We start from the raw sequence: 19,507 nt of genomic DNA on the forward strand, positions 1-19,507 counted from the left end.
TGAGCCGCTTTATTACAAAGACTACAGGTAAAGCCTATCTCACCAGCTGTGGCCCTAACCACAGACTAAATAAGCTAATAGTCACTATACCGACCAGATTCAGTACTAAGCCTGCTCTGACCATATCTTTGATTTGTAGCTTGCCTGAGGCAAAAACAATAGCATTAGGTGGGGTGGCGACTGGCATCATAAAGGCGAAGCTTGCAGCCAGTGCAGCTGGCACCACCAGATAAAGCGGAGACAACTCCATAGAAATAGCGACAGGGCCTAATAACGGCAGAAAAGCCGCAGCTGTGGCTGTATTGCTGGTGACTTCAGTCAAAAAGATGATCAGACTGGTCACAGTAACTAACAGCAATACAGGAGGCACCCCCTCGAGTAGCTGCAGCTGTTGTGCTAATAATTCAGCCACACCGGTCTTTTGTATTTGGTCAGCCATACTCAGGCCGCCTCCAAACAGCAATAACACGCCCCATGGTAGATTTTGACTATCTTTCCATTCTAAAAGTGCGGTGCCAGAGCCTTTTTCCCCTGGTAATACAAATAACAGAGCAGCAGCGCAAAGCGCTATCACTGTGTCACTGACAGGTAAGCCGGTCCATTTCACCAGCCACTGCTGACTGATCCAGCTTAATGCGGCCAGCGCGAATACCATGAGCACTAATTTTTGTGAACGTGACATCTCACCTAAGGCTTTTAATTGAGCTGGCGTGTCATTCTGAGCATGATCAGTTTTGGGCATACGAAAATGAATTTTCGTCAGCCAAACCCAGCACACAAGCAGCATAGTCAAAGCCAAAGGCACACCCAATAGCATCCAGTCGGCAAAGCTGATTTGAATACCATAACTTTTTGATAAATAGGCAGCTAATAAGGCATTCGGTGGGGTACCAATTAAGGTGGCTACACCACCTATGCTGGCACTGTAAGCAATACCCAACAATACAGCTTTGCCAAAGTGGTCCTGTGTGGATGCATTTGCCATAGCGATAATAGATAAACCTATAGGCAACATCATCACAGCTGTGGCTGTATTGGACATCCACATCGATAAAAAAGCAGTGACAGCCATTACTGCAGCAATTTGTAAACCAGGTGAAGACCCCACCATCGAGAGTGCCTTCAACGCAATACGTTTATGTAATACAGTTTTCTCCATTGCAATAGACAGAAAAAATCCGCCCAAAAACAGAAAAATTAATGGATGCGCATAAGGAGAGGTGGCTGCATCCAGTTTATCTATACCGAGCAGAGGGATAAAAATCATCGGTAATAAGGAGGTCACCGGGATAGGCACTATTTCGGTGATCCACCAGAGCACCATCCAGGCCATTAAACCCGTCACCATCCAGGCGGCTTGACTCATTTGTGAAGCGGGGGGAGGTAAAAGAATAGTCAGTAAGAGTAGTACAGGGCCACAGAGTAACAGTAAGCGGCAGTAAAAAGGCGACATACTAAATCCTTATGAAAAGAAACCGGAGCCAGGCTCCGGTGGGATCAGAAGAAAAACTTCATACCTAAAGCTGCGGCATGATCGTGATCGGTTTTAAAATTGAGTTTGGAGAGAAGTAGATAGGCCGTCAAATTTTTTTGCCATTGATAATCAACCCCAATAGAGTGCAAACGAGCTTTTTCTGCATGTCGGGTTTTACTGTCATCTTGCTGCCACTGCCATTTGTAGACCCAATGTGCTCGTTGATAGCTCAGTTGTGCCAGCCAGGCATCGCCCTCGATGTTGCGAACCACATGCTCGCTGTGCTGAACCATCAGACCTGCGGCAAGCACAGCGTCATCCAACTGCCATAATGGCATCTGAGCCAACAAACGCTCTGCGGTGATATTATTCAGCTCATCCGTGCGGCCATATGCCAGATATAGAGGATATTTTTTGAACGCCGGATCACCATAGCCTAGCACCCAATCGTAACCTCCGGCAGTTTCGTCGCTGGCACCCGTCTGCCAGGTTGCTGAAAAATTAAAGCCTTCAATCATTGGAGACTGGTAACTCAGCACATTTTCCAGACGGTCCTGAGCCGGAGTAATTTGAGCGATATCAGCCAGAGTTTCGTTAAATAAATCGATTTTTCCTTCAGACTTTTTAAACTTGGTGTCGTTTTTACCAAACACCAGTTCTCCATAGGTACCGGCCACCCCTATATAAGTATTGCGTGAACCCAGACGCTGATCTTTATTCGCATCATCCAAGCCGTTCACCTGCCACTCGTAAACAGCTACGATAGCCAGTCCATCTGTCAGTTGATGTTTAGCTTTCACGCCTAAGCGGGAAAATGGAGCTTCGATCTGCCGACCTTGGTCAGCATAGCGGTAGAGTCCTTTATCAACATCCAACGCCTGTAGTTCAAGTTTACCGTACCAATCCCATTCAAAAGCACTGACGTTTGAGGTTGCCAAAGCAAGAGTGCAACAGATTGCTGTAGCCAAAGAAGACTTAACCATGTTGCACCTCGGCCGTTGGAACTGTTTGAGTATTTTGTTGAGGAGTTGCTCCCTGAGCCAGCTCCTTATCCAGTTGTTGCATATCCAATTCTCCACACCATTTGGATACCACCAGAGTGGCGACACCATTACCAATTAAATTGGTTAAAGCTCTGGCTTCAGACATAAATCTGTCTATGCCTAAAATTAAGGCGATACCAGCCACAGGTACAGAACCTACTGATGCTAAAGTCGCGGCTAATACAATAAATCCACTACCGGTTACGCCCGCAGCTCCTTTGGATGTCACCAGTAACACAGCTAGCAAGGTCAGCTGCTGGGTTAAATCCATAGGAGTATCTGTCGCCTGAGCGATAAATACAGCGGCCATGGTCAGGTAAATGGCTGTGCCGTCGAGGTTAAAAGAATAGCCTGTAGGGATCACTAAACCTACAGTGGATTTAGTCGCACCCAGCCTTTCCAGCTTGGCCATCATACGCGGCAACACAGTCTCAGAAGAGGATGTGCCCAATACAATCAGCAACTCTTCTTTGATATAGCGAATAAACCTTGTAATTGAAAAACCGTGGTAACGGCAAATAGCACCTAACACAATAAAAATAAACAGCAGGCAGGTGATGTAGAAGGTGGCCATTAAACCAGCTAACGACCATAAAGTCGCGATACCGTATTTACCTATGGTAAAGGCCATAGCACCAAAAGCACCTATAGGGGCGACTTTCATCAGCATATGCACTATGGCAAATAAAACTTCAGAGCTTTTTTCAACATAACCAAAAATCAGGTTTTTCCGGCCACCTAAACGTTGCAGCGCAAAACCAAACAGGATAGAAAAAAACAGTACCTGCAGCATATCGCCACGGGCAAAGGCATCAAATACGCTGCTTGGGATCACATTGAGCAGAAAATCAGTGGTACTTTGCATCTGATCCGGCGCAGTGTATTTACTGATCGAGTCTTGGTCCAAACTGGCCGGGTCTATATGCATTCCGACTCCAGGTTTGACGACATTGATCACTACTAGACCTATGATTAATGCGATGGTAGAGACAATTTCAAAATAGAGCAGGGCATAACCGCCTGTTTTCCCAACTTTTTTCATATCTTCCATACCGGCTATACCCACAACTACGGTACAAAAGATAATGGGCGCAATAATCATTTTAATCAGCTTAATGAAGGCGGTGCCCAAAGGCTGCATGGCGGTGCCAAGCTCTGGGTAAAAATGACCTAAAAAGATACCGACACTGATGGCCAGCAATACCTGGATATAGAGGCTGGATAGCAGCCTTATCGTTCTGTTTTTCATTGTTATTGTCTCTCTGGTTATGGAGAAAATCTCCCTGTCAGACAGTCAATAGCAAAGAGGAAGCCAGTTTTTTTATTTTTAAATTCTGTATGCAATTCAAATACTTGCGTTGAATTTACTCTAGCGCAGATAACTCTTGTGCGGATTTCCGCATAGGGCCGCAAGGCTGCTGTCACTTAATCCACACAAGGTGTACCTTAGTCTTCGTTTTTATCCAGAAAGTCACGGCGGGTCAGTTGGTATTTTGCCATTTTGTCGTATAGGGTTTTACGGGGTAAATCCAGCTCGGCCATCACAGCTTTTATTGCACCTTTGTGCTGATTTAAAGCCTCTTCCAGCAGCATTTTTTCGTAATATTCAACCCGCTGTTGCAGGCTCATACTACCTGTAATGCCATCTTCTGCTTTATGTTGCTGCGTGCTAAAAGCGACCTGAGTACCCATTAATACGTAACGTTCCGCCATATTACGTAGTTCACGTACGTTACCAGGCCACTGATGCTGTGCTAACTGCTGTAGCTCAGTGCTTTTCAGCGGAATATATTCTTTATGAAAACGAGCAGCTGCGATGCGGGCAAAATGGGAAAACAATAAAAACACATCATCTTTACGCTGCCGCAGTGCTGGCAGATGCAAATCGACCAAGGATAGACGGTAATACAAGTCACTTCTAAATTCGCCCGACGCAGCCAACTGTTTTAAGTCAACCTTACTGGCTGCGATAATGCGGATATCTAAATCTATGGCTTGATTTGAACCTAAGCGAGTGACTTTTCGCTCCTCCAGAACCCTCAATAGCTTGACCTGCAGAGACATAGGCGTACTTTCTATTTCATCCAGCAGTAAAGTTCCACCATTGGCAAATTCAAACTTACCAATACGTTTTTTATCTGCACCGGTAAAAGCGCCTGCCTCAGCGCCAAAAAGCTCACTTTCAATCAATTGCTCCGGAATTGCACCACAGTTAATAGCTACAAAGTTATGCTGACGTCTGTCACTTTGCTCATGCAAATACCGTGCGACCAACTCTTTGCCTGTGCCTGTTTCACCATAAATCAGCACATCTGCTGGGGCATGGATCACCGCATCCAAAGTGCGGCGTAACTGTTGCATTGCCGGGCTTTGGCCTAGAATACGCAAGCCGGGTTGTTGTTCGCGTTCAACCGCCGCCTTTAATTGACGGTTTTCCAGTACTAAATGACGTTTTTCCAAAGCACGGCGGCTGACTTCAAGCAGATGGTCGTTATCAAAAGGCTTTTCCAAAAAATCATAGGCGCCTTGTTGCATCGCTTTCACCGCGAGGGATACAGCGCCATAACCTGTCAGCATCACCACTGGGATTTCGGCATCAATGGCATGAATTTTCTGCAGCAATTCCAGGCCATTTAAAGCAGGCATATGCATATCGGTAATGACGATGCCGCTGAAGGTTGTGTTGATACGACTTAATACTTCAGCTGGGTTGGCTGTGGTGACACAAGGCAAATCTTCCAGTTTAAACAGCTGGCTGACTGCACTGCGAATATCGGCTTCATCGTCGATAAAAATAATAGCTGGAAGCTGCTGTTCGATGTTTGCCATTTAAGACCCCGTAGTCGCTATCAAAAGCACAATAATAAACTCAGCTCCACCTTGTTGGGCGTTACGCACCTCAAGCTGACCACCAAAAGATTGCACTATACGTTGTGAAATAGATAAACCCAGCCCCAATCCATCACGCTGTTTGGTGGTAAAGAACGCCTCAAAAATGCGCTCTAAATGATGAGGTTCTATACCTGGGCCCTGATCACGGATATGAATGCTGACCTGCTGTACTTGTGTTCTGACCGCTATATGAAAGGTTGCATCTGCCTGTCCTGTCATGGCCTGCACGCCATTGGTCAGAATATTCACCAGTACTTGCTCCAGCTGAATGCTATCCGCCAAAACCAAAGGGGACTGCTCAGGCAGTTGCAGTCGTACTTTTACCCCTTGCTGCTGACACTGGTGTTTCACTATACCCAGCGCATCCAGCACGAGTTTATTGACCTGCACCAGCTGGTTTTTGCCTGAGCTTTTACGGCTGAAATCTTTAAACTGAGACACTATCACACTTAAACGTTGCATTAATTGCCGCATGGCCTGAATATTGGTCTTAGCATCATCCAGATAGCCTTTGTCAATCAGCTTTTCTGTCGTTTGAGCGTAGCTTTGCAACGCTGTGAGTGGCTGATTTAATTCATGATTCAGTGAAGCAGACAAAGCGCCTATAGTGGCTAGCTTTGCTGCTTGCACCAAGTGCTGTTCAGTTTGGGCCAGTTCGGTTTCAGTTTGCTCACGACGTTCAATCTGGCGTATTAACTGTCTGTTAGTTTCAGCCAAATCTTTAGTCCTGGCTATCACCCTTTGTTCCAGTTGCTGATTATGTTGTACTAATTGCAAATGACGTTTTTGCCGTTCACGTCGCACCCATAAAGCCAACAATGCGGAACTGTAAAATAACGTAACCAGTAAAAATGCCCACCAGAGGGAGGATTGGTACGGTGCAGGAGAGGCCAGTACGGTTAAGGTCCAGCCAAATTCAGGCAAAGGTCGCTGGTAGGCTAAGAAGCTGGAGATTTTATTGTCGATTTTCAACTGCCACAATGAATACGCTGAGGCCAGTACAGCAGAGCGCACCGAATAGTCCATAGCTTCGATATGTTGGGTAATATAACGCTGCTGCTCAGATGGACTAAGGGCTTTCCCCGTCAGGCTGGTTAGGCGCCATTGCTGAATATCAGATAAAAACACCTCATCACTTTGTCCTGTGACCATAAAGTGACTGTCGGCAAGCCCGGCAATTTGCTGCTGATGTTGCTCTATAGGTTCCAAATCTACTTTGGCAACCATTACTGCGACAATCTTGTTGTGTACAAGCACTGGCACGCTGTAATAAAAACCCCGGCGTTCACTGGTATGGCCCAGCGCATAATACTGAGCGCTCTGGCCTGTCAGCGCCTTTTGTATATAGGGCCGAAAGCCAAAATCTTTGCCGAGATAATTGATCTTCTGATCTGCGTTCGAACTGGCGATGACTATTCCTGCAGGGTTGACCAGGTATAAATCAGCTACATCTGCACTTTGCTGCAGCTGAAACAGGTACTTATTCAGTGGATCAGTTGAACGAGGCAGGTCTTGCAGTAAAGATATTAAGAGGGCCGACTCTGCAATTTGTTGTGGTAAATCAGCATAACGGCCTATTTCATAACGAATAAAAGCGGCGAGATTATCACTTTGATGCTCTGCTGTTATCGTCAGTTGCCGGTAAATCCAGTGCTGTGCAGCGCATACTGCCAACGCAACAGCCAGCAGATAGCCACACAGCAGCAGGAACCAGCTCAGCTGCTTATTCATTCACTGCGTCTGTGGGCTGAAACGGCTTTGGGCGTCGCCAATAAAGAGGCCTCTTCAGTTTTACTGGAGCTTAACAATTTGCTTTCCAGCTCTGCCATTTCTGCCTGGGTCAGTTCACGGTATTGACCTGCTTTTAGCTCAGCCAAACGCACATTCATAATACGGACACGTTTGAGTTTAGTGACATTAAAGCCTAAAAATTCCGTCATACGACGAATTTGCCGGTTTAAGCCCTGTGTCAGAATAATATTAAAAGTCTGGCGGGAAATTTGTTTGACCTGACAAGGTAAGGTAATGGTCTCGAGGATAGGCACACCAGAGGCCATTTTACGCAAAAACTGCTCTGTAACAGGCTTATCGACCGTGACCACATATTCCTTTTCATGCTCATTACCGGCGCGCAGAATTTTATTAACGATATCACCATCGTTGGTCAAAAAAATCAGCCCTTCAGATTCTTTATCCAGCCTGCCTATTGGGAAAATACGCTCGGGATAACCCATGGCATCAATGATGTTACCCTTTACATCCAACTCAGTAGTGCAGGTAATACCTACAGCTTTATGGTAAGCCAGATACACCCGACGTGGTTTAGCGTTGAGAGCCTTGCCTTGCACCAACACTTGATCCTGTTCAGTTACTTTAGTGCCTAGCGTACCCAGTTGACCATTAACAGTGACCAGACCTTGTTCAATCAGCTTATCGGCTTCACGGCGCGAACAGAAACCTGTGTCACTAATAAATTTATTTAAACGAAACAGTACAGTTTGATCCACAGCATGACACCTGGTAATTGCAAAAGGTCGATAGTTTAGGGGCACAATGCATCATCGGCAAGGTTCGCCTCAATTTTAGAGCGTAAAACTGGTAGGTCTTGGCAAGACAACCAGATCAGGTAAACTTGCATCTCACTATTTAGAAGGGTCTACTGATGTTACCTATTCAGCATTTTTTCCCCAAAGCGGATGCATTAGTCTATGGGTGCATGGGCTTGGGCGGGAGTTGGGATCAAGCCACCACCAGTAAAGAACAACGTGAATTGTCGTTTAATGCTATAGATGCAGCTCTGCAAGCCAATATTCGCTTTTTTGATCATGCGGACATTTATACTCGCGGTAAAGCTGAAGCCGTGTTTGGAGACTATCTGGCAGCTCATTCCGGTTTGCGTGAGCAACTGATACTGCAGAGTAAATGCGCTATCCGTTTTGCTGATCCAAGCTTTGTAGGACGTTACGATTTTAGTAAAAATTATATTATTGAGTCTGTGCATCAGTCGCTCCAACGACTGCAAACCGACTACCTGGATATTTTATTGCTGCACAGACCAGATCAACTGATGTGGGTTGACGAGGTAGCAGAAGCTTTTGCAGAGCTGAAACAACAAGGTAAAGTGAAGGCCTTTGGTGTGTCCAATTTCGGCTGGCCTCAGCTGCAACTGTTGCAGTCGGCTTTACCGGAGCCCTTAATAGCGAATCAACTGCAAATGAGCTTAAAAGATTTAAACTGGCTGGAACAAAACGTGCTGACGGCTATGCCTGATGGAGCTGCTCACCACTACAGTTATGGCACAGTGGAATACTGTCAGCTAAACAATGTTCAGCTTCAAGCCTGGGGCAGTCTGGCGCAAGGTTTGTTTACCGGTGGTCGTACGCCTGAAACTGCTGCTGAGCAGGCAACAGCTGCATTAGTTTCGTCATTAGCCGCGGACTACCAAACCAGCCCTGAAGCTATAGCTTTGGCGTTTTTGCTGAAACATCCGGCAGGTATTCAGCCTGTTATAGGCACAACCTCACCGGCGCGTATCGCGGCTTGCCAAAAAGCCTTAGCAGTCAACTTAAGCCGTGAGCATTGGTATGCTCTTTATGTTGCAGCCAGAGGTAAGGCTTTACCATAAATGAAATAAGGGCCAGAATAAATTGTTAATAGTTAACAATCTATTCTGGCCCTTATTTATGTGTTTATTGTTTAGATGGCACAGACTGCAAATACTGACTGTTTGGTTGCTTTAAAATGGTCTGCCATGAACCGTACGTTGGATTGGCCAATACGAACCATTTTGTCCCCCAGTAATTCTGATACTGGTCGACCAACATCGAGCGTTGCTCAGGTGTGATATTTTTCTTAACATCAGGCAAGAAATCACCAAAATCGTCACCGATAGACATTAAAACGCGAAAATCCTGAGCTGCAAGCACTCTGCGGCTCTCTTTTTCGCTGCTCCAACCTGGTTTCTCAGATTTAAGCCAGATTTGAGAAGCATCAATCTTTTCTATACCTACGGCTCGTAAATTACGCAGAGTGTCCATTTTTTGCGGGCATGCATCACCTGACGTCACTCGCTTCTCGCACTCTCTGTTGCTGATATACAACACAGTCACGCCTGATGCTTCTGCTTTATTTACAAAATTTACGGCGCCTGGCACTGCTTTGGCTGTTGCCATTGCAACCCACTGATCCCAAAGTTTTGGATCAAAGCCAGCGTTTAGTTTTACACTTTGTGCGGCGACAGGGGAGTTGTCTAAAATGGTCTCGTCGATGTCCACGATAATAGCAGGTGGCAGCTGTTGGTAATTCGCTGTCTGATTTGTCAGTGCAGTCCAACTTTTATCCGCTAAAGCCAAAGGAAGTTGTAAAGCTGCCGTCTGGTAGCTTTGGATAGCACTGGCTTTAAACTCTGCTGAACTTTGATACCACAAGGTAGCGTTCATATTGTCATGCGCTGTGGCTTGCAGAGTAAAAGAGCAAAGAATGCAGCTGCCCAGCAGCAAGGAGTGAGAGAGGTTCATGAAGACTCCGTAAATAAAAAAAGATAAAAAAAGCCCCCGCAAAGCGGAGGCCTGCGACTTATGACTTATCTGAGCCGGGCTCAGGTTTAGCCCCTTTCTCAGATAAGTTATTCAGAGAAATAACCTTAGTTTTACTGATCTTATGACGATAAATTTCCCGCAGGTAATGAATAGACTTTTTCACGCTATCGCGGGAAATTCTAATATCATTAATAGAAACAAACTTGTCTTTGTTACGGATTAACTCCCGGTATTTTTTCTCGTACATAGGTTTGATAGCGTACCAGTTGGTATCGAGAATTTTTGCCGGATTTTCAAACTCATGCAGCATATCGTCAAGTCGTTGTTCATCAAACTGGTCGTCACGAATAAAGTCCAGCATGGCTTTATCCAAAGAGTCATTAAAACGGTAATCATCCTTGGCGAAACAACGTTTGATAAAAGATACAATCAGGGTCAGGAAGTCATCACTCAAACAGGGACTTTTTACGATCAAGGTGGTTAAAGAAATGTTGGCTGAAGCACCAATAACCAAGGCATAACGTTTTAAAGTCGTGTTTGGAAACAGGGTGTTTAGATGACTTTTCAACCGATTAAGATCCATGTACGACAGTTTATAATCTTTTGGTAGCGAGATAATGGATACCACAGATGAACAGTTCTTAAAGAAATGCAGATCTTTCAATTCTTTCGGATCGTAACCGTTTTTGACGTAAGAAGCTAAGGCTTCGCGATAGCGACCTGATTCGATAGGCAGTAAACTGATACCTTCTATAGCTTGGGTTACTTTATTAAAGTGTGGCAAGTCGATAGAGCGGAAAAACAGATCATCAATATTCAGGCCGCTGTTACTGTTTTTATCAAACAACTTCAATTTATCTACTGCTGCAGGGGCGTGAGGGATAACAGATTCAGCGTAGGCCACTGCAACGGGGCCAGCCAGACTCATAAACAAGTCATTGGCGTCTAAACGGATAGTTTCACCAATGTCTATACCAGCACGACGGAAATAGTTTTCATCGTAGTCTGTAGTCACAGCCTGTGCGGTGAGAATGTTAAAGATCTGTTGGGAAATATACTGGTTGGCGTATTTTTCCATAGCGTTTACGTCAATGTGCTGAATTTCACCATCATCTGTTTCTTCAGCATATCGCATAATATCGTTCGAGATTAACATCATCGCATTCCAGGGGCGAATGCGGTGCATGACACTTGATTCTGCGCTGTCTTCATTTTCAAGGTTATAAGAGAAGTCCCATTCTTCAGCCAGGTATTTACACAACAACCGACCAGAGTTGATGTGCAGAGCTTCAGACATCTCTACACCGTGGTCTGTAATATTCGGCAGAATACAGATACCACTGGTAAAAATAGGTTCAAACACAAATGAATGGCCAGCGTTTGCCTCGTTTTCCGTTTCTGGTCTGGTATCAAAGGTTTTAGCCATATATGCATATTGCTGAGCCAAACCGAATTCTGAAGCCATACCTGAACCTGTGCCACCGCCAGCACTGAATATGTAGAAATACAAACGGGATTGGTTGGCTTTAATACCACAAGAGTCAATCAGATAAGAGTGAATAAATTTCCAGTCTGGATTGGAGAACTTCTGCGTATCTTTGTTAAGAATGATTTTCGCCAGGTATTGTCCTAGAATTGGGGCGTTACCTGCACCGCCAGCATGGACTTCAGATAAGTCCATTATCTTCATCTTGTTATAATCTTGCAGGAAATTAGACTTTTCACCTTTGTGAGAAAAGCGAATACGACCCTCAATATCTTTGTCGAGATCACCCAACATCACCAGAGGTTCTATCAAAAAGACAGGTTTAACCTGATGTGACTTGTCTAAATTCAACCCTTTTTTAATCCAGCGTACAGGGCGGTATTCGGTTTCTTTTTGTTGGCGTTCTTCAATATTAAACTCACTCATGTAGAAACTACGGGCGTTATACACGAGGGATGCTACATCCAGCGCTATATTCGAACCACAACGCCCCAGGCCAATAAGGCAGACAGAGGGGAATTGCTGCTGGCGTCTGTTTGAATCTTCTAACTCTGATACTGGAACAGGGAAAACACTATTTCGAAGAGCATCAAGATTGGACAGGATACGACTCAGATCACGTTCAGTGAAATACATGTAGCGGCCTGAACCAAAATTCAGGTCTGCTTCAGTTTCAGTGGCGGAGAACGGACGCACTGTTACATTTACATCGTCTTTACCGGCGCTGCTTTTTATCACTTTTGTACTCATGGATAACCTTCCAAGCTGTTTTTATTGTTCTGAGCTACGCTCGATCCGAGTCATAAACATAGACTTAGCTGTCTATTATTACAATTGGCAATCAGAACAGTACAGCAAAATTACTGAAGAGAATTGAACTTTTTGATAATCTAAAAAATAAAGCTGAAAAACGTCATACTATTTGCAGGTTAGCATCAATAAATGGGATCAGCAGCTGTCGATTTTATTTTTTGCTACTGATCCCATTCCCCTGACTGTTACATATTCGGATAATTCGGTCCACCAGCACCTTCTGGTGTGACCCAAGTGATGTTCTGCCGTGGATCTTTGATATCGCAGGTTTTACAGTGAATGCAATTTTGCGCATTGATCTGCAATCGCGGTTGATTATTCTCGTCAACGATTTCGTAGACACCGGCAGGGCAATAGCGCTGTGCTGGTTCGTCGTACAAGGCTAAATTCACCTGAATAGGAATAGAGGCATCGGCCAGTTTTAAATGGCAGGGCTGATCTTCCTCATGGTTGGTGTTAGATAAATACACTGAAGATAAACGGTCGAAGCTGAGTTGATTATCAGGCTTGGCATACTGAATTTTCGGCGCTTCGGCAGCTGGTCTTAACGTTAAATGATCAAAAGTGTCATCTTTTAACGTGAAGGGCAGTTTGCCTGCAAAAATATTCTGATCCAGTGTATTAAAAGCGCCGCCCCAGAACGAACCAAATTTATGCATAGCAGGGCCAAAGTTGCGGCTTCTAAACAACTCATCGAACAACCAGCTTTGTTCGAATTTATTCGCAAATTCAATGAGATCAGTGCCAGCTGAATCTTGCTGCAGTGCTGCAAAAATAGTTTCAGCTGCCAGCATGCCGGATTTCATCGCGGTATGGTTGCCTTTTATTTTGGCAAAATTCAGCGTGCCCGCATCACAACCCACCAATACACCACCAGGAAAGGTCATTTTAGGTAAGCTATTCAGGCCGCCTTTAGCAATAGCGCGCGCGCCATAAGACACACGTTTACCGCCCTGCAGGTACTGTTTAATTACTGGGTGTTGCTTATAACGCTGAAACTCTTCGAAAGGGCTCAAGTGAGGGTTGCTATAATTCAAATCAACAATAAGGCCAACCACAATTTGCTGACCTTCGCCATGGTACAAGTAACCACCGCCGCTGGTATCTTGTTGTAATGGCCAGCCAGCGCTGTGTACCACTAAACCTTGCTGATGTTGCTCTGCAGGCACATCCCAGATTTCTTTAAAGCCTAAAGCGAAATGCTGAGGAGAGCGGCCTTCGTCTAACTTAAAGCGGGATATCAGCTCTTTACCCAAGTGGCCGCGGCAGCCTTCCGCGAAAACAGTGTATTTAGCTCTGAGCTCCATGGCTGGGACGTAGCTATCTTTTTGAGTGCCATCATGAGCCACACCCATTTCACCTGTAATCACACCTTGGACTACATCATTTTCGATCAGCAGCTGTGCAGCGGTAAAACCAGGGAATATCTCAATACCCAGCTGTTCGGCCTGAGTGGCTAACCAACGGCATAAGTTGCCCATAGACACAATGTAATTGCCCTCATTGTGCATGATTTTTGGAACAAGGAAATGTGGCAGTTTTTGTGCGGCGGTTTCGTCTTTAAACAGGTAAATATGGTCTTGCGTAACCGAGGCTGTAACGGGAGCCTGCATTTTTTGCCAGTCGGGGAACAATTCATTTAATGCCCGGGGTTCAAACACAGCGCCAGATAAAATATGGGCACCGACTTCAGAACCTTTTTCGACTACACAAACACTTAAATCGGTGCCTGCTGTTTTGGCTTGCTGAGCTAAGCGGATAGCGGTGGATAAACCCGCAGGGCCTGCACCAACTATGACTACATCAAATTCCATCGACTCACGTTCAACCACACCAACCTCAACTTATCCATCTTTTTGTCTGGCTTTGTGCCTTGTTCTGCTGATGGATGATTATCTTGACATAAAATTTAGAACTTCTGCTGTTTGCTAGGGTATTTCAGGTTGACGTTAACGTCAACAGTAAGTAGATTGAAGGCTTGGAAAGATTTAGCTTTACCTTAACGTCAACTTAATGCTGAGTATAGCGGCCGAATGGGGTTTTTATGAAGATTTTAGTGCCGGTTAAACGGGTCATAGATTACAACGTCAAAGTACGGGTAAAGGCCGATCAAAGCGGTGTGGATTTAGCCAATGTGAAAATGGCATTGAATCCGTTTTGTGAAATCGCAGTGGAAGAGGCGGTACGTTTAAAAGAAGCAGGTATTGCCACTGAAGTAGTGGTTGTTTCTATTGGACCTGCTGCAGTGCAGGAACAACTGCGAACTGCTTTAGCCTTAGGCGCTGATCGTGCAATACAAATTGATACTGAACACAACTTAGATTCACTGCAAGTGGCGAAGTTATTAAGCAAGGTAGTAGCTGAAGAGCAGCCGCAACTGGTGATTTTAGGCAAGCAAGCCATTGACTCAGACAATAATCAAACTGGCCAGATGTTGGCTGCATTAACAGGTATGGGTCAGGGTACTTTTGCATCAAAAGTAGTGGTAGCTGATGGCAAAGTAAAAGTCACTCGCGAAATAGACGGTGGTTTACAGCAAGTAGAACTCACTTTACCTGCAGTGGTATCAACAGATTTACGCTTAAACGAGCCGCGCTATGCTTCACTGCCTAACATTATGAAAGCGAAGAAAAAGCCTTTGGATGTAAAAGCAGCAGACAGCTATGGTGTCAACTTAAGTTCCAACGTCACGACGTTGAAAGTCACAGCTCCGGCATCACGCCAGGCTGGTGTCATTGTTAGCTCTGTGGATGAGTTAGTTGCCAAGTTAAAACAAGAAGCGAAGGTGATCTGATGAGCATTTTAGTAATAGCGGAACATAACAATCAGAGCCTGAAGGCTGATACTCATAAAGCTGTAAAAGCAGCCAGCCAGATTGGCGGCGATATTCATCTGTTAGTGGCTGGCTTAAATTGTGCTGCTGCGGCAGCTGAAGCTGCTACTTTACAAGGTGTGACTAAGGTATTGCATGCTGACTCGGCTGTGTACCAACATCAGCTGGCAGAAAACGTCAGCCTGCTGGTAACAGAACTGGCAAAAAATTATCAGCATCTGGTAGCAAGCGCGACCACCAACGGCAAAAACTTTTTACCTCGTGTTGCTGCTTTGTTAGATGTCGCACAGATTTCTGATGTGATTGCTATTGAAAGTGCTGATACTTTTGTGCGTCCCGTATATGCAGGTAATGCTATAGCCACAGTAAAAAGCAGTGACTCTATCAAAGTGCTGACCATACGTTCTGCAGCTTTTGATGCGGTGGATACCGGCAACAATGCCACTATTGAAAGTATCAGCTTGGCGAAAGACGCTGGTGTATCGAGTTTTGTTAGTGAAGAGCTGACGAAATCAGAGCGTCCTGAACTTACGGCAGCTAAAGTCATCATTTCTGGTGGTCGTGGTATGCAAAATGGTGAGAATTTTGCACTGTTAAACGGCATTGCTGATAAGCTGAATGCGGCTATCGGGGCGTCACGTGCTGCAGTGGATGCTGGTTTTGTGCCTAACGATATGCAGGTTGGCCAGACAGGTAAAATTGTTGCGCCAGATCTGTACATAGCTGTGGGTATTTCTGGAGCTATCCAGCATTTAGCCGGAATGAAAGATTCCAAAGTCATAGTGGCTATCAATAAAGACCCTGACGCGCCAATTTTTCAGGTCGCTGATTATGGCTTGGTAGGCGATTTGTTCGCAATTCTGCCTGAGCTGGAAGCTAAAATTTAAACCTGATACTGGAAGTCCTATTACATTGTTAACAGTTAACAATGTGATAGGACTTCTAACCTTTACTCAAGTTAATAAATTGCTTACAAATTTCTTTAATAACTCTCTTGTTCCCTTCGATTTGGATCTCTAAGATAAGCGAATAATGCGCCGTGGCGGGTTTGTCGCCACTCGGGTGATTACGCTGTTCAGGAGATAAAAAATGAAAAAAACGTTAACTCTGGCTGTTTTTGTGTTGTCACTCACAGGTTGCGCTACTGTTCCTGCCACGACAGAAAACCTGGTCACCCAACTTGATGGTCCTTTAGCACAGCTTCAGCTTGACACCCGCCAGTTGCAGCTAAGATTGGAACGGTTAACTGAAAACAAAGAATGTCAGCAAGACAATCAGTGTAAAGTCATAGGAGTGGGTGCTCGGCCTTGTGGTGGACCGGATCAGTATCTGATTTACTCGACGCTGCATACAGATGAAAAAATGTTAAGCTACACCAACGATCGTTATCAAAAGCTAAAAAAGCAGCAAAATGAAAAACTTGGAATGATGTCAACTTGCCATATGCTGACGCCGCCTGTGAGTGCCTGTGTCGCACAAAAGTGCACTATAGGGCAGCCAGCCAGCTGACTATTGTTATCCGGATGATGTAGAGAGAAACATGACCACAGAAGCTTTGTTTGTTTTAACCAGCGTTTTGGCTGTGGTTTTGCTTTGTTGTATCTGTGGCTTGCTGCTATTGCGTAGCAAATCGCTTCAGTTGCAACAACAACTTGGGTTGCAACAAACCACAAACCAGCTTCAGGCACAGCAAAGCCAGCACGACCAGCAGTTGTTGCAACAATATCAGTTGCAATTGCAGCAGGCTCAGGATGACTTTAAAGATTTAAGTTACCAGCAACAGAAGTACGCTGCTGAACTCGCTCGCAGCCAAAGCCAGTATCAGCAGGTATCACAGCTCTGGGCTGAGTTAAAACTGCAGCATCAGACACAGCAGCAAGACTATATGCAGTTGCAACGTGAACACAGTGCGCTGCAAATCAGTTTAAAAGAAAAGCAGCAGCATTTTGCCGAGCAACAGGCGTTATTGCAAAACAGCAAACAGCAACTCAGCCTTGAATTCCAGCAGTTGGCCCAACAAATTTTTGAAGACAAGTCGGTGCGTTTCCAAGCCTCTAATCAGGAAGCATTGAATAGCTTACTGAATCCGTTCCGCCTGCAGTTAGATGCTTTCAAAAGTAAAGTGGAAGATATTCACCTCAAAGACAGTCAGCAGCAGGCGCTTTTGAATCACGAGTTGCAGCATTTAAAAATCCTCAATCAGCAAATCACAGAAGAAGCGCATCAGTTAGCGGTTGCATTAAAAGGCCAGAAAAAAACGCAGGGCAACTGGGGAGAACTGGTGTTGGAAAATGTGCTGGAACGTTCAGGCTTAAGAGCGGGTCAGGATTACCAGCGTGAATTTTCGGTGACTCAGGAAGATGGCGCTAAACTACGGCCTGATTTAGTGGTGTTTTTACCCCAGGGCAAACACCTGATCATTGATGCCAAAGTATCTTTAAACGCCTACAGCCGTTATATCAACTCAGAGGATGATGTAGAACGTCAACTCGCGTTGCAGGAGCATGTTGCTGCCATGGCTGCTCGTATTAAAGAATTATCCGATCGTAATTATCACAAGTTACCTGGTCTGAATTCACCGGATTTGGTGTTCATGTTTGTGCCCATAGAGTCGGCCTTTGTCGAAGCCTTAAAAGCCGATGAAAGCTTATTCCAGCAAGCGCTGAATCAAAATGTCTTAGTGGCGACACCAACCACTTTATTGACTAGCTTGAATATTGTCCGGCAGTTATGGCGTTATGAAGAGCAGCATAAACATACAGCAGAACTGGCCAAACGTGCAGACGCGGTCTTTAACAAATTACGCACCTTTCTGACCACTTTTTTAAGAGTCAAAGAGAGCTTAAACAGAGCCCAGGAAGCTTATGAAACTGCTGAAAGCCAGCTGTACAAGGGCAGGGCGAACCTGGTGAAACAGGTCAATGAGTTTAAAGATCTAACGCCAGCCATTCAGGCCGAGCTTCCGGAGTATTTTGTCGAAAAGTCTCAGATTGAGTTTGATAGCGAGCCTGCTGTTGATCCAAAAATAGCGTCTGCCCCCTAAAGATGTCTGGAGTGACTTTGGCTCGCAGGTTTATACTAGCGTCCTTTTTTGCTATCAGAGAATTTCAGTGAGTACTTCAGATTTCAGTGCCTTTATCCAACTTCTAACGCAAAAGCTCGAAAACAACAGCTGGCAAAAACTGCTGCTAAGTGGTTATCAGGGCGGGGATACAACCTTAGTGCGGATTGAAGTACGGCCTGTCTTGCTGAAAAACAGTGCGCATTTAAGTTTTTTATACCGACATAAAACCCGTGATATCACCAAAAACTTTGTGCTCAGTGAAGGGCTTGAGCTGATCCAAAACCTATTAGGCACAGAGTTTAAAGCGGCGCATTTCACAGCGTCAGACAGCGAAACTCAATTGAGTGTCAGTAAAAAAGGCAAAGTGTTAAGTAGCACTAAGGTGATCAAACAGACCGAGGCAAGCCCGACAGCCTTAACGCATGATAAAGAAAAAAAGCGCTTTTTGACGCTGGAAAGGCCTTTTTTACGGCAGCTTGGTGTCACAGACACTCAGCACAAGCTGGTTCCTGCGATGTCGCGCAAATGGAAGCAAATTAATAAGTTTGTCGAAGTCTTTGACCGCGCCTTGGATCAAACGGTTCTAAAACAAAAACCTGCAGTGCATATTGCCGATTTTGGCTCAGGTAAAGCCTACCTGACTTTTGCGGTACATGATTACCTGACGCACCAATTGGGACTTGATGCCAAAGTGACTGGCGTAGAACTTCGTCAGGAACTAGTGGATTTATGTAATGCTGTCGCCTGTGATTTGAATTTACAGGGTCTTGGTTTTGAGCAGGGTGATGTGAAACATTTTCAAGCCAAAGGTATAGATGTCATGATCGCTTTACATGCCTGTGATACAGCTACAGACCACGCTATTCATATGGGTATTCGTACTGGTGCATCGATGATTATGTGTTCACCTTGTTGCCACAAACAGTTAAGGCCACAATTGATCAGCCCTCCATTGCTGCAACCTATGTTAAAACACGGTATTCATTTGGGTGAACAAGCTGAAATGCTGACTGATAGCTTGCGCGCTTTGCTGCTGGAAGCCTATGGCTACGACACTCAGGTCTTTGAATTTATCTCGCTGGAGCACACCAGTAAGAATAAAATGATCCTCGCAGTCAAAAGTCAAAAACCAAAAAAACGCGAACAGATGTTAGAGCAGGTTCAACAGATAAAGCGTTTTTACGGGATCAAGCAGCATTGTCTGGAAGAGTTGTTAGCGCAGTCGGACTAGGCTTGTCTCAAATGGCTACCTCTGAGACTGAACAGCTAGCCCTTTGTCAGAGGCTGAGGATCCATGCTCCACCCTTGTTTTATTTGCTCAATTAGTAAAAACGGTAAATACTGAATTATTGATGCCGTATAGT

General features: G+C 45.0%; 15 protein-coding genes. 6 read left to right on the plus strand and 9 right to left on the minus strand.

The annotated features are described in order from the left end of the window. Positions 1 to 34: 34 nt before the first annotated feature. The 6 genes from EMM73_RS06425 to EMM73_RS06450 form a co-directional block, all read right to left on the minus strand. The gene (locus EMM73_RS06425) at positions 35 to 1,453 is read right to left on the minus strand and encodes an SLC13 family permease (RefSeq protein WP_127685620.1); all 1,419 of its coding nucleotides are present in this window, start codon (positions 1,451 to 1,453) and stop codon (positions 35 to 37) included. Between the two features lie 44 nt (positions 1,454 to 1,497). Then, positions 1,498 to 2,457: a porin gene (locus tag EMM73_RS06430; RefSeq protein WP_127685621.1), complete on the minus strand. Its 960-nt coding sequence runs from the start codon at positions 2,455 to 2,457 to the stop codon at positions 1,498 to 1,500. Continuing rightward, on the minus strand, positions 2,450 to 3,766 hold the full coding sequence (locus tag EMM73_RS06435) for a dicarboxylate/amino acid:cation symporter (protein ID WP_127685622.1): 1,317 nt from the start codon (positions 3,764 to 3,766) through the stop codon (positions 2,450 to 2,452). Before EMM73_RS06435 ends, EMM73_RS06430 begins: the two co-directional genes overlap by 8 nt. A gap of 197 nt (positions 3,767 to 3,963) precedes the next feature. Then, positions 3,964 to 5,346: a sigma-54-dependent transcriptional regulator gene (locus EMM73_RS06440; RefSeq protein ID WP_127685623.1), complete on the minus strand. Its 1,383-nt coding sequence runs from the start codon at positions 5,344 to 5,346 to the stop codon at positions 3,964 to 3,966. Beyond that, a complete protein-coding gene (locus tag EMM73_RS06445) occupies positions 5,347 to 7,140 on the minus strand; it encodes a sensor histidine kinase (RefSeq protein WP_127685624.1) in 1,794 nt (597 codons plus the stop codon). Further along, positions 7,137 to 7,916 carry a pseudouridine synthase gene (locus EMM73_RS06450; RefSeq protein WP_186435144.1) on the minus strand — a complete coding sequence of 260 codons (780 nt, stop codon included), beginning with the start codon at positions 7,914 to 7,916 and terminating at the stop codon, positions 7,137 to 7,139. Before EMM73_RS06450 ends, EMM73_RS06445 begins: the two co-directional genes overlap by 4 nt. Positions 7,917 to 8,071: 155 nt before the next feature. Here EMM73_RS06450 and EMM73_RS06455 point away from each other — a divergent pair, with 155 nt between their 5' ends. Beyond that, complete coding sequence (locus tag EMM73_RS06455) at positions 8,072 to 9,034, plus strand: aldo/keto reductase (RefSeq protein ID WP_127685625.1); 963 nt, start codon at positions 8,072 to 8,074, stop codon at positions 9,032 to 9,034. A 64-nt stretch (positions 9,035 to 9,098) separates the two neighbouring features. Here the strand turns inward: EMM73_RS06455 and EMM73_RS06460 are convergent, their stop codons facing one another. From EMM73_RS06460 to EMM73_RS06470, 3 genes are all read right to left on the minus strand, one after another. Continuing rightward, positions 9,099 to 9,926, minus strand: coding sequence for a 5'-nucleotidase, lipoprotein e(P4) family (locus EMM73_RS06460; RefSeq protein ID WP_127685626.1), 828 nt, complete (start codon positions 9,924 to 9,926; stop codon positions 9,099 to 9,101). Positions 9,927 to 9,984: 58 nt separating this feature from the next. After that, positions 9,985 to 12,069: a hypothetical protein gene (locus tag EMM73_RS06465; RefSeq protein WP_261373342.1), complete on the minus strand. Its 2,085-nt coding sequence runs from the start codon at positions 12,067 to 12,069 to the stop codon at positions 9,985 to 9,987. Between the two features lie 362 nt (positions 12,070 to 12,431). Beyond that, positions 12,432 to 14,060, minus strand: a complete 1,629-nt coding sequence (locus EMM73_RS06470; protein WP_127685655.1) for an electron transfer flavoprotein-ubiquinone oxidoreductase — start codon at positions 14,058 to 14,060, stop codon at positions 12,432 to 12,434. A gap of 230 nt (positions 14,061 to 14,290) precedes the next feature. Here EMM73_RS06470 and EMM73_RS06475 point away from each other — a divergent pair, with 230 nt between their 5' ends. The 5 genes from EMM73_RS06475 (at position 14,291) to EMM73_RS06495 (ending at position 19,374) form a co-directional block, all read left to right on the plus strand. Beyond that, positions 14,291 to 15,040, plus strand: a complete 750-nt coding sequence (locus EMM73_RS06475) for an electron transfer flavoprotein subunit beta/FixA family protein (protein ID WP_127685628.1) — start codon at positions 14,291 to 14,293, stop codon at positions 15,038 to 15,040. Then, entirely contained in the window at positions 15,040 to 15,966 is a 927-nt protein-coding gene (locus tag EMM73_RS06480) for an electron transfer flavoprotein subunit alpha/FixB family protein (protein ID WP_127685629.1), read from the plus strand. The genes EMM73_RS06475 and EMM73_RS06480 overlap by 1 nt, the downstream gene beginning before the upstream one ends. Before the next feature lie 202 nt (positions 15,967 to 16,168). Further along, positions 16,169 to 16,588, plus strand: coding sequence for a hypothetical protein (locus EMM73_RS06485; protein ID WP_127685630.1), 420 nt, complete (start codon positions 16,169 to 16,171; stop codon positions 16,586 to 16,588). Positions 16,589 to 16,619: 31 nt separating this feature from the next. After that, entirely contained in the window at positions 16,620 to 18,122 is a 1,503-nt protein-coding gene (locus EMM73_RS06490; protein WP_127685631.1) for a DNA recombination protein RmuC, read from the plus strand. Between the two features lie 67 nt (positions 18,123 to 18,189). Further along, entirely contained in the window at positions 18,190 to 19,374 is a 1,185-nt protein-coding gene (locus EMM73_RS06495) for a class I SAM-dependent methyltransferase (protein WP_127685632.1), read from the plus strand. Positions 19,375 to 19,507 lie beyond the last annotated feature (133 nt).

It is taken from the genome of Rheinheimera sediminis (genome assembly GCF_004005375.1).
Classification (GTDB): domain Bacteria; phylum Pseudomonadota; class Gammaproteobacteria; order Enterobacterales; family Alteromonadaceae; genus Pararheinheimera.

Bases quoted from the DNA above. Each gene is read 5' to 3' on its own strand.
- EMM73_RS06480 (WP_127685629.1), top strand. From the start codon at position 15,040: ATGAGCATTTTAGTAATAGCGGAACATAACAATCAGAGCCTGAAGGCT.
- EMM73_RS06490 (WP_127685631.1), top strand. From the start codon at position 16,620: ATGACCACAGAAGCTTTGTTTGTTTTAACCAGCGTTTTGGCTGTGGTT.
- EMM73_RS06425 (WP_127685620.1), bottom strand. From the start codon at position 1,453: ATGTCGCCTTTTTACTGCCGCTTACTGTTACTCTGTGGCCCTGTACTA.
- EMM73_RS06445 (WP_127685624.1), bottom strand. From the start codon at position 7,140: ATGAATAAGCAGCTGAGCTGGTTCCTGCTGCTGTGTGGCTATCTGCTG.
- EMM73_RS06455 (WP_127685625.1), top strand. From the start codon at position 8,072: ATGTTACCTATTCAGCATTTTTTCCCCAAAGCGGATGCATTAGTCTAT.
- EMM73_RS06485 (WP_127685630.1), top strand. From the start codon at position 16,169: ATGAAAAAAACGTTAACTCTGGCTGTTTTTGTGTTGTCACTCACAGGT.
- EMM73_RS06440 (WP_127685623.1), bottom strand. From the start codon at position 5,346: ATGGCAAACATCGAACAGCAGCTTCCAGCTATTATTTTTATCGACGAT.
- EMM73_RS06430 (WP_127685621.1), bottom strand. From the start codon at position 2,457: ATGGTTAAGTCTTCTTTGGCTACAGCAATCTGTTGCACTCTTGCTTTG.
- EMM73_RS06470 (WP_127685655.1), bottom strand. From the start codon at position 14,060: ATGGAATTTGATGTAGTCATAGTTGGTGCAGGCCCTGCGGGTTTATCC.
- EMM73_RS06465 (WP_261373342.1), bottom strand. From the start codon at position 12,069: ATGTATTTCACTGAACGTGATCTGAGTCGTATCCTGTCCAATCTTGAT.
- EMM73_RS06475 (WP_127685628.1), top strand. From the start codon at position 14,291: ATGAAGATTTTAGTGCCGGTTAAACGGGTCATAGATTACAACGTCAAA.
- EMM73_RS06460 (WP_127685626.1), bottom strand. From the start codon at position 9,926: ATGAACCTCTCTCACTCCTTGCTGCTGGGCAGCTGCATTCTTTGCTCT.
- EMM73_RS06435 (WP_127685622.1), bottom strand. From the start codon at position 3,766: ATGAAAAACAGAACGATAAGGCTGCTATCCAGCCTCTATATCCAGGTA.